The organism is Actinoplanes sp. TBRC 11911 (assembly GCF_012933445.1).
GTDB lineage: Bacteria > Actinomycetota > Actinomycetes > Mycobacteriales > Micromonosporaceae > Actinoplanes.
The window spans coordinates 145,232-156,598 of record NZ_JABBNC010000013.1; the positions used below are offsets into that span (position 1 = coordinate 145,232).

Genomic DNA, 11,367 nt, shown 5'->3' on the forward strand with positions numbered 1-11,367 from the left:
GTACGATCCGCGGGTGGTCAGGGTCTCGCTGGAACCGTATTTCCTTCACCACGAACAGGTCGTCGGCCTCCTCGGCACGCAGCGAGCCGCGCAGGCCGCCGACCGGTCGACTCGGCCGGCCGGTCTTGCGGTAACAGCGCCGTATGCGCTGGCGGCGGCGCTCGCCGAGGCCTTACCGATGCTGGGGATCGCAGAGCTGCAGAAACTCGTTCACGAGCAACAGCTCCGCATCGGACAAATTGTCGGCATCGAACAGACCCTCACGTTTCGACGCGCGAAAGAACGCGATCAAGCCGGTGACAAACCGGTGGACTTCCACGCCACGTTGAACACCGACGACAGTGTGACCGTCCACGGATCGTTCAACTCGTCGCGGCTCGTTGCCGATTCGGCCGCCGGCCAACTCATCGGCAGCCGGCCCGTCTACGTCGTCGGCACGGTGATCGCCTTCGACAGGTCTCACATCGAGCTGCGACCGGCGTTCGTCGGGGTGCGGTCGTTCATCGAGGACGACGAACTCGCCGCCTACGGCTTCACTCCGAGCCGCCGCGTCTACCCGGCCGACGTCGATCAGTTCGCGGCCGCGAATTTCCGGAGCCCCGTGACCCAGCAGGACCTGGACGCGCTTCTGGCAACTCCGGAGGAGACTGTCAAGCGTACGCTGGCAGCCATTATCGGCGAATTGTTCGTCCACAAAGATTGGGGTGGAGAAAAGTCTGACCTGTACTCTGCACGGCTTCAAGTCCAGGGGCGCTACATGTCGACGGCCTGGCTACTCAAGGGGCCCGGATTCCCCAAGCCCATGACCGTCAAGGCCCTCGGTAAGAACGGCGACCAGATCGTGCGTCTTTTCAGCGAGCCTGCCGAGCTGCTGGTCATTCAGCACTGCCATGAGATCACCCCAAACGTGGTCAGCACGATGGAAACCTTCGCGCACGACCTCCGCAACCCACGCAAATACATGGTCCTCGACGGCCCTGACACGGCCCGAGTCTTGAAAATGCATGGGATCCTGTAGCAGCGCCGTCGACCGGCAAACGCCCGAAGTACACATGCTCCTGAACGCATTCGACGAGGCGAGGGGTCAGCCGATGGCCATGGGTCGTGAATCACCGCCATCGCCGTCGACCGGCTGACCTGCAAACATATCTGCGCGAAGCGCGGATATGTGCTGGGCTCTCCGCCGCCGAGGCCGATCCCAAGACATTTGGCGTCGGCGATTTCAGCCGCCCAGGCGACCACACGATCCGCGCTCAGCATCGCGGTCTGCTTCGGCGCGTAAAAATAGGCGCAGTGAAGGTCACACGCGTTGGTCAGGAGCTACGGACAGGTACCGTGGAGCCTGGGAGTAGTCGTCGTCCGCAACGTTAAACCTCGTCGGCCAGGACGTTCAGCCCCGAATGGCGATCGAACAGATGCACCCCGGCTCGGGATCGGCGAATCTGCAGCGGCATCGGTCAGTCCTGAATTAATCAGCGATCCAAGTGATCTTGAGGTTCAATTTTACTTCATCGCCTCGCCGTGACGACCCGGCGCACCCATCGGCGTGCTGCGTCGGCGACGGTCCGTCTCGTAGTCCAGGGGTTCGTCGTTGTCGCTGCAGACTCCAATTGAGTGAACGATCGCGCTTGTAGCTGTCGTGGTTCATCCGGTCTAATCCAGACCGCGCAGAGCCTTCAGCCGTCGTCCCGCATCGGTAGGGGCCGAGCGGGCGGAAACGGAGCGAGGGTTACGGCGACCGCGGGTTACCCGGTTAGCTGTAGTTCGCCGTCCGGCAGAGAGCACCGTCCGCCCTCGGTTGTGACGTGCTTGGGGGACTTGCCGTTCTTGTTGAGAGTGAAGGGCCTTTTGCCGCAACACGGACATGTATTTCGGATAAGCGGGCGTTGGCATCTGCCGTAGAGCTGACGGTCGAGCACGTAGCGCATCGTGCCCGATCCAGAGCAAACTCTTTGCTCCCAGGAGAGCCAGCCGATGTCTTCGCCGTAGCCGGTCGCCGCTTAAGACGCCCACCTGTATGTCCCCTAAAGCCTGGCCCTCTAGTCTGCGCATCCCGTCGGTCGAGGTAGATCATTGGGGGAGCCTGCTTAGACGTTCCCGGATGTCGGCTACGAGATCCTGCTTACCGCCCTCTAAGAGGACGGTGATCGCGTGTTCCCCGATGCTTCGGGCACCTGGCAACCCCTCCTCCACAAGGATGAAGAAGAGGCTGCCTGCGGTCAGCCCTTCTTCCGGCCGTGCGCCAATATCCCTGAATATCTTTAATGCCTGATAGTGAGTTAGAACGGCGTCATCGATCCGACCTACACCGAATAAGCTGATGCCCAGCTGCCGGTATGCCTGCCCCTCGCCGTACCGGTCCGCGAATGCTTGGAAGATTTGTCCAGCTCGGGCGTGTGCATTGATGGCCTCGTCGAGATGGTTGAGTCCGGACAACGCGCGTCCGAGGCCAGCCCAGGTTTGCGCAAGTCCGTACTGGTCCTGAAGTTGATCAAAGATCTTGTAGGCCGCGGTGTGGGCTTTGTATGCCTCATGGTGTCGGCCTAGTTGATGCAGAGCGATGCCGAGATTGTTCCAGGCCAGACCTTCACCTTGACTATCGCCCGTCTGCTGAAAAATGTCCCGAGCTTGGATGGCCGCGTCGACGGCCTCGTCAAGACGGCCGACGTTAGCGAGCGCAAGGCTCAGGTCGTTTGACGCCACTGCCGCGCTGTGTAAATCTCCCGCCTCCCGGAAGAGCCTACAAGCTTGCGCCTGTGCTTCCGCTGCTTCGTCTTCCTGTCCGTTCTCGGCAAGAGCTCCCCCGAGGTTGCCCCACGCTTTGGCTTCACCGTGTTTGTCGCCGGTCGTCCGGAGGATGTCGCGCGCGTCGATGCTGACTTCGATAGCTTTGTCGAGCTGTTTCGTCTGGCGTAGAACGATGCCGAAGTCGTTCCATACGCGGGCTTGCCCGTGCGTATCCCCAACTCTATCCAGCAGTTCGAGGCTGTTGCCGAACGCGGCGGCCGCCTCCTCGAAACGCTGCATCGCGGTCAGCGCGAGTCCGAGGTGGTTCCACGCTGCGCCTTCGTGCTGCTGGTTGCCGAGCTGGTGGAGTATCTGCTGGGCATGGGTCGCTGCCTCAGCGGCCGCATCATGGTTCCCAGCTTGGTAGAGCGCGAAACTGAGGTTGTTCGAGGCAATGGCTTCGCCGGATCGGTCCTCGTTGCGGTGGCAAAGTTGCCTTGCCTGGCTGGTGAGAGTAATCCAGTCTTGGAGATGGCGACGCAGGCTTAGGTATTCACCGAGGGTCAGGGCGAGATCGATTGTTATCTCGGTCATCTGGAGGTTCGGCGCGTTCGCGGCCACCGCCATCAGATTGGCAAGCTCGCCGTCCAGCCACATCAGGGCATCGTCGCGGCCGGCGAAGGTGTGTAGCTCGGCCGCCGCAGTCGGGATCAAGTGGGTACTCGCCGCGCTGGCAGCCCATTGGTAGTAGCGGTACAAGCGCTGCCGCGCCTGACTCGCCTCGGACTCATTGTCGCCGTCATTGGTTTTCTGCTGTTCGGCTGCATGCAGGCGAAGTAGGTCGTGCATGCTCCAGCGTTCCGGCGCAGGCTCGGTCACCAAGTGCGCTCGATGCAGGTCGGCGAGTAGTTCCGCGGCTTGATGCTCCGAGTACCCGGCGAGGTGGGCGGCGGCGATGGTGGCGATGTCGGTGCCCGGATTGAGCGGCAGGAGTCGAAAGAGACGGGCCTGCGCATCGGTGAGATGCTGATAAGAGAGATCGAATGCCGAGCGTACGGCCTTCTGCTGGCGGGTCAGGCTGGATAGGCGATGCTGTTCGTCGCGCAACCGACCGGCCAACGTTCGTGTCTCGAGCTGAGGCCGGTCGACCAGTAGCGCCGCCACAATGCGCAAGGCGAGCGGCAGCCCTGCACACAGGCCGGCAAGATCGGCTAGTGACTTTCGGCCATCCGCCCGCAAACGTGGGTCGTCCGGGCCGAGGCGAAAACTGATCACCTCGGCCAGCAGTCCGGTGGACGGATCCTGGCCTAGGATGTCCAGGTCATGCAGCCGGGCATCCAAGTCGAGCGTGTGCCGGGAAGTCACCAGTACAGGTATCCGGCCGTCGCTCGGCAGCAGCGGACGCACCTGTTCCTCGCTGTCGACGTTGTCGATGACCAGCAGGAGCCGCTTGTCCTGGGCGGTATAGGCATCTACGATGCTGCGCCAGAGTAGGGATCGGCCGCTCAAGTCGGTCGGGATGTGTTCACCCGGAATCCCCAGCGCCGCTAGCCATCCAGCCAGCGCTTCCTCGGCGGTCACTCGGCGTTCGGGGTCGTAGCCGAACATGTCGATGAAGAGCACTCCACCAGGGAACCAGCCGTCGGCGAGGACTTGGTGCGCGGTGTGCAGGACCAGCTCGGTTTTGCCGACTCCAGCCATCCCGGCCACCGCGGACACCAGCTGGACTACGCCAGACTGGCCGGGCCTTAACGCGTTACGCAGGGCCTCGGCGGCATGCTCACGCCCGGCGAACACGGGCGTGGCCGGCGGAAGTCCTGTCAGGGCCGGTTTGATCTCGGCCGGCAATGTGACTGAGATGTTTCGGCCCATGATCACCGTGCTGAAGAACTGTCCTCCGGTGATTCGGTTCGATACCCGACCGAAGCTCACTTCGTGGTTCCCGGTCCGTTGGGCTCGGGCGGAGAGGCAGGTGGCAATGTGACGTCTTCGATGTCCCGCCCCATGATCAAGGGCCCGTGGAAGGTTCCGCCCTGTACCTGGTTGCGGACCTCCGATGGCTCCTGCTCGCGGTGTGGCGCGGCATCAGCGGACGCGGGGCGACCGCTCGGGCCGACGCGTCGTACGTCCCGACCGAGCAGGGCCAGCCCCTCCACCGAGGCGTTGGAGACCGTGTTGTGAACCTTGTTCGTCGGCCCGGAGGAATCGCCGCGCGCCTTGACCGTGCTGTACACGCTCAACGCTAGCCCGGCGATGCCGAGGAACAAGCTGATCACACTGGACCAACGGTCGGCGTCCTCCAGCCCGGCTCGTGCCAGCGCTACCGCTACCGCCAGAACGATCAGCCCGGCCACCAGACCCACGATCCACCACGGCTTGCCGATGCGCACAGTCACCCTTGCATTGTTGCCTGTCACCGCAATCCCCAGAGCCCTGGAGGCCGCGCGAGCCGCCAGGAGGCACGCTGACGCGCCTCCGCCGGGCTCGGCGGGATCAGTCTTCGAACTCGGATTCGTCGAACTTAAGCGTGCTGGCGTTCTCTGCGACGGTGCGGACCTTGGCGGTGTCGAAACCCGCGGTGGCGATGGCCTCGACCTCCACTCGAACGACAAGTTGCACGTTCTGGGTGGCGGCCAAAGGGGCGAGGACTTCATCGGCGATCTTCTTGAAGTCGGTTCCGTACCGTGCGGGGTTCAGCTTCTTACTGCCGAAGTAGCGGGTCTTGTGGTTGCTGACCACCGCCGGTTTCCCGTCCGGGCCGATCGGATTCGCCCGGTCCACGAAATCTGGAGCAACAGGATCGGGATCCGGGTCTCGTGTCTCCGACGCTCGTTGGGCCTCCGCCAGCTGGGGCTTGACTATCAGCGTGGCGTCGGTGATCGCGGCGTCGGTGTGCTCGTTCGGGATCATCAGACCGCGGTAACGCTGGGCGTCGTGATCGTAGCCGTCGGCGAGGGCGAACCCTTCCTGCTGCCAGAGGATCATCGCTTCGGTGAGACCGGCATTGAGAACGGCGCGGTCACGCAGGCGCGGCATGTAGGGGTATGCGGTGTACACCCGCCACAGATCGGCCACGCTGACGTGACCGCCGGCCCACAGGGTCGGCACCTTGGCGTCGAGGACGTGCCGGATGGCCCGTGGTGCTTGCTGGTCGCAGAGAGCACCGTCGTTGGCGAGGCGTTTGGACACGCGTTCGGCCAGGAAGGCTGCCTGCCCTTCGGCCTTGCGTGCCTGGATCGTGAAGGGCTGGTCGGGCTGGGGCTGCTCGGGGATGAGGGCCCAGTGGTAGGTGCCGAGGAGCCGGGCGTTGACGGTTTCGTCGGCGTGCCGTCGCTTGTCGTCGGCTTGGTTCTTCTGGTTTTGGGTCAGGTCGAGTTCGTTCTGTCTGGCCAGGACGTCGCTCCAGCCGAGGTAGTCGCGGACCGCGGTGTCCAGTTCGGCCATCCGGTCGATGTCGGCGGCTAGGTAGACGACCATGTTGCGACTCGCCCGGTTGGCGGTGCCGCGGTGTTCGGTTGCAGACCGGGCGAACGTGGCGGCGGGGTTGTCGGGGTCTTTACGGTCGTAGGTGGCCTTCGGGTGCAGGATGACGAGTCGGGCCTCGTCGGTATCGGGGATGTCGGCGGTGTCTTCGGGGCAGATGTGAACGCCAGCGAACGCGCCATGGCTCTTGCCTTGGTTTTTGAGCCTACCGGCGATTTCCTTCCAGACGTCCTCGGGGTGCAGTCGTTCGGCCTGGTCCTTGGCACGGCGGGAGATGTTGGCCTGCAGGTCATACCAGTATTTGCCGCCGCCGGCGTAAAAGTAGGTGGCCTTGTCGGCGAGGGCGCCCAGCGCGGAGTGGAAGTTGCCGGGTACGTCGCCGGGGGTGGCGACGCCGAGGAAGACCCGCTGCGTTTCCAAGCCCCGGTGCGCAGCCCCGATGGTGGGTGCGGCGCCGAAGAATACGGTGCGGGCCAGTCGCTTGGTCAGGTGCCGCTGCCCGTAGAGCGGTTTGCCTGCGTCGATCTTGGCGGGCTCGGAGTTCGGCCCGTCGACGTCAGCGTCGATGATGGCCTTCCAGGAGTCCTGGAGATATTGGGTCAGCTCACTGTTCACTGTCGCGGTGGCGAGCGGGATGGACCCGGGAAGGATCAGCGAGCCAGCGTCCTCCCCCACCCACAGGGCGTGGATGACGGTGTTCATCAGACGCAGCACGCCACGGGTGCGTTGGAACCGTTCCAGGCTCGACCAGTCCTCGTAGAGCCGGTCGAACAGTTCCGGGTGGATCGGGTACGTGTGCCGGATTCGGTCCTCGTAGGCGTGGTCGTGCGCTTCCTTCGGGAAGTCGTCGGCGTGTTTGCGGTAGAACTCGCCGAACGCCCGGGCGGTCGCCCCGATCGCCGCGAGCGCCTCGGCGTCGGGTGTGGTGAACAGACGCTGTCGGACGATGTGGTATGCCTCGTCCGACGAGGCCGGAACCCATTGGTGGGCGATGCGGCGCACGACGTTCTGCAGTCGTTTGAGCGCCTCGAGCCCGTGCGGGCCGCCGACTTCCTCGGCCGCGCCGACCACGGTTGTCTGGTCGGGATTGTTCGAGGCTGGAATCGAGATCGCCAACAGCACACCGGAGGTCCCCTTGGCCGCCTCGGTCAGCGATTGCGCGAAGGTGAACTGGGTGTCGAAGGTGCCGCCGGCGAGATCGTTCTTGTCGTAGAGCTGCCGGGCATAAGCGACCCACTCGTCGATCAGGATCACCGCTGGGGCATGCGCAGCGAGCAACTCATGCAGCGCTCCCCCAGGCGCAGTGCCTTGTTGGTCGGCCTCAGCGACCTTCGCGTACGCGTCGGGGCCACCGAGTTGCCAGGCCAACTCGCCCCAGAGCGTGTTCACTCTGGTGCCGTCGGGTTTCGTTTCACCGGATGGGGCAATGTGGTTGCCGACGATCGCGACCCGACGGACCTCACCACCGATGCGGTCGTAACCGCAGTCGCCGAGCAGTTCTTGAAGCTCCTGCGGGTAGGTGCCGCGGTCGAGGCCTGCGGCCAGATGCCAGAGGGACAGCATCGAGTGGGTCTTGCCACCGCCGAAGTTGGTCTGCAGGTTGATCACCGGAGAGGCGTTGCCGTCACCGGCAAGCCTGTGGACCGCCCGGTCGATCAGGTCCTTTAGGCCCTCGGTGAGATAGGTACGCGTGAAGAACTCCACCGGGTCGGCGTAGTCGCTGCTGGTGTCGACCTTGGCGGCCACCTTGTACAGGTCAGCGGCGAACTCGGCGGCTTGGAAGTTGCCAGTCGCGACGTCCTCGTGCGGCGGCAGTACCTCCCGCCATGGGCGCAGGCCGGCCGATTCCGGGCTGCTGATCAGGTTCTTTAGGGTGCGGCGGTCGTCCTTGTCGGCCGTGACCCGCCGCAGGTCCAGCCGGATCTTCGCCACATGATCGGCAACGGCCGCGAGGTTCAGCGCGGCGAGCAGCCGTTCGGCGGTGTCCAACGCTCGGTAGGTATCGTCGTCGGTGAACGACGCACCGTGCGCCCACCTGTTGCGGACCTCTCGCAATTCCCCGGCGAAGCTTTTATGTATTGGGCCCAGCACGCCCTCAAACGGGAACCAGCCGGGCTTGAGCTGACCTGTGATGTTCTCCGTCAGCATCCGCAGCTGCACCTGCGGGTCGCGAGTGTCGTAGTCCTTATTAGCACCGGTCTTCTTGGCGTCCTTCGCGGCAACCAGCGTCGACCACGGCACGTTCGGTGGCAGCTCAGGCTTCAACACACGAGTAATAAACTGGTCCAGCGCCGGAGATAGCAGGTCGAACATCCGCCCAATCCGGTCGCGGTTCGACAGAGCCATCAGCGAACCCCCTCCAGATCAAGAGCGATCTGCTCGACATCCAGGCCGCCTGCGGCGTCGGTGATCTCCGTCCAGGACGTTGCGAGGTTGTTGAAAGAAACGGCGTCCTTGGCCCAGCCGCTGCCGTCCGCAACCCGGAACAGCAGAAACGCCAACTCCTTCACGAGGTTGGCATCGATCCCCCCGCCCGCTCTTGCTCGAGCGTGCATTAGCATCTGGCCTGCTGCGGGGATCCCCTCAGTCTCTAAGGCTCGCACAAGGTGATGGGTCACCTCCCATACACTGATTCGATCATCGTCGCGCGGGTCATAGCCGGCTGGCAGTTCGGTCGGACGCAGCAGTGTGACCTTCCCAGCTCGGGAAGTCAGAATCCCGTCACGGTCCAGGCTCTCCACCGCGGTACCACGTGCTCGGGCGACGTTGTCAGCGTCACCGAACTTTCCAGTTGTGTAACCGTGCTGGCGATACCAGGCGACCGCAAACCGGGTTGGCCCGTCAAAATCGCCCTCTTGTTCGTTGAGTACTTGGTCGAGTACCTCGTTGATCCGCGCCAATGCGGCTCGCACCGGCATCGGCGACCCATCGGCCTCGATTACAGAGGAGTACCGCGAAAAAACTGCCATCCCTGGCCCGATTGCGGCCTGCGGTAGGTCCACCGGCGCAATCACTCCCTGTTGGAGATCTCGCAATGCCTTCGGTAGCTCCGCCTGCAACGCCGCTATGAACCCTCGACGGTCGATACTTGGTGCATTTGCCGCCCGTGGACGCAACACAAGCACAATAGACGAGGCCAATGCATTACTTCCTTGGCTACGGATTCGATTCCCAAGTTCGCTCCGCATCGGCCAAGTCGCCGTAACACACCAACGAGACTGAATCATCCCGTCAAGGAGCGTCTCCCAGCCCGTAGACGCAGCCCCGTCATCATCGCTATCAGACTGCTTAAAAGCGTAATAGACAGTAATTGGCAAGTCTGGCCATGCAGATGACCTAACCCGCGCAAAGACCTTGCGGAATCCGTTCTCAAAGAATCGCTTCGCCGCTTCGCGGCCGCCTTGTCGATACTGATTTGCCACCAACTCTTCAGACTTCGGCACGAGCAGAGTACTGAGCAAGTCGGGATGGATCGTCTGTAGGGACCGCCGAAGCCAGATGTAAAAGAAGTCAGATAGGTCCGAGTATCCGATATTGTCATAATACGGCGGATCCGTGCTGATCAAAATTCCCGAGAAGTGTTCGGTTGCGGCATCACCCTGCCAGGCCCTACCTATAGGTCCCGGCATTAAGTTGTCGAGGGCCTTCACAATGAAACGGAATGCCGGAAGCCACCCACCGGCAGAATTACTCCACGGCGACGACTCCGCAAAATCCCACACCATCGCAATCGCTTGACGAGCGAAAAGATGACCAACCTGCTCTTTCCCTGCATCCGGACGCCATTGACATAGAGAATTAATAAAATTGCTGTACCGACTCACCCCTATTCCAAGATATGTTGCTACAGCGTCGGCGTAGGCTTCGGCATCGACCCCACCTTCTTCTAAGCGATCGCCCGGGGCACTGCCCGCGCCGAGAGCATCTTTGAGGATCCGCTCTCGCGCCTCCTTGACCAAATCACTAAATGTCGTCAACGCCACCAACTGTCGACTGATGAACAAATCCGACCAAGCCGTCATGCCATAGGCCTGGACTCGGAAGCCCAGCGCTTGCTTCGGCAGTTCACCGTCTGGAGCCGATGGCGGCCGCGCAATCCGAGCCGCGGATTCTTGTTCGTCGGTCGACGCCAGATACACCCGTCTACGATTTCCCTCAGCCGCGACCGCAATGAGCTTTACACCCAGACGGGACGCAACACCCTCTGCCCGCACATATGCCAAATCAACGCCGCTATTGCACGCCAAACAGACCGCCCCGTGTGGCCGACCGTACCGTCGGTATCGAGCTGAGGTGTGTTAGCCGGGTCGTGACCGATGTTGTAGGTGATTCGTTTGCCGCTGGGGTGGGTGGGATCGTCAGTCACGGACGGGACAATGTATGCCTCTTTGCCTTTCTTCTTGCCGAGCCACCACGAGCGGACGAGCGGCATTTCGATTCCGCAGCCGGGGTTGGGGCAGGTGACGGTGCGGGCCCAGATCCAGGCGATGATGCTGGCATTCGTACCGTCTGGAAGGGTGGCCTTCGGATAAAGGTGGCCAATGCGTTGTTCGGCTTCGTCGCGCATCCATTCGCCGTAGGCGCGAACATCGGCTGCCAGCCCCTCCGCCCCATGCCAGCCGCCAAGCCGGGATTCGGCGAGGTCGGGAAACACCGGCGGCTGGTCGCGGAACTTCGGCGGAATCTCGATGAGGGCCTTGCAGATAAGCACGGCAACCGGGTTGAGATCGGAAGCGTGTGCCTCCAAGCCGAGCCGCTGAGCCTCCAAAGGAATGGAACCGCCGCCAGCGAACGGATCGAGGATCGGCGGCGGGTTGCCGTCGCAGGATGCGACGATCTCGGCGCGCGCCTCGGCGAGCAGAGCCCCATCGCGGGTGTTCTCCCACACGACCAGGCGCTCAATGAGCCTGTGCAAGCGTTCCCGCTCGGCCTTCTGCGCTTCGACCGTGGGGAACTTCTCCGGATGCCCGGACGGGTCGTCGACGAGTTGCGCGAAGAGCACAGCTCGAGCAGCGGCAAGCGGTCGGCGGGCCCACCACAGGTGCAGGGTCGACGGGTGTCCGTGGCGGATGGACTTCTCCCGCGCCGATTCCCGATTGATGGCTTCGAGGGGCAGGGCGACCTCGATGAGCTTGGGACGAGGCGTGGAGACCATGG

Annotated in this window: 6 protein-coding genes; 1 reads left to right on the plus strand and 5 read right to left on the minus strand. The window is 63.1% G+C overall.

Translation table 11 applies throughout. From position 1 onward, the window contains the following. The first annotated feature begins 13 nt into the window (after positions 1–13). Positions 14–1,018 carry a hypothetical protein gene (locus HH310_RS19855; protein WP_169177074.1) on the plus strand — a complete coding sequence of 335 codons (1,005 nt, stop codon included), beginning with the start codon at positions 14–16 and terminating at the stop codon, positions 1,016–1,018. Between the two features lie 1,052 nt (positions 1,019–2,070). Here HH310_RS19855 and HH310_RS19860 read toward each other — a convergent pair. The 5 genes from HH310_RS19860 to HH310_RS43225 all read right to left on the minus strand — a co-directional run bounded on the left by HH310_RS19860 (position 2,071) and on the right by HH310_RS43225 (position 11,365). Continuing rightward, the gene (locus HH310_RS19860; protein ID WP_169177075.1) at positions 2,071–4,659 is read right to left on the minus strand and encodes a tetratricopeptide repeat protein; all 2,589 of its coding nucleotides are present in this window, start codon (positions 4,657–4,659) and stop codon (positions 2,071–2,073) included. Next, the gene (locus tag HH310_RS19865) at positions 4,656–5,123 is read right to left on the minus strand and encodes a hypothetical protein (RefSeq protein WP_169177076.1); all 468 of its coding nucleotides are present in this window, start codon (positions 5,121–5,123) and stop codon (positions 4,656–4,658) included. Before HH310_RS19865 ends, HH310_RS19860 begins: the two co-directional genes overlap by 4 nt. Before the next feature lie 97 nt (positions 5,124–5,220). Further along, positions 5,221–8,556 (minus strand): Swt1 family HEPN domain-containing protein, encoded by a 3,336-nt coding sequence (locus HH310_RS19870; RefSeq protein ID WP_211192376.1) that lies wholly within the window; start codon positions 8,554–8,556, stop codon positions 5,221–5,223. Then, positions 8,556–10,349, minus strand: a complete 1,794-nt coding sequence (locus tag HH310_RS43220; RefSeq protein WP_211192377.1) for a DUF1156 domain-containing protein — start codon at positions 10,347–10,349, stop codon at positions 8,556–8,558. The genes HH310_RS19870 and HH310_RS43220 overlap by 1 nt, the downstream gene beginning before the upstream one ends. A gap of 38 nt (positions 10,350–10,387) precedes the next feature. Then, positions 10,388–11,365, minus strand: a complete 978-nt coding sequence (locus HH310_RS43225; RefSeq protein WP_211192378.1) for a DUF1156 domain-containing protein — start codon at positions 11,363–11,365, stop codon at positions 10,388–10,390. Positions 11,366–11,367: the final 2 nt, after the last annotated feature.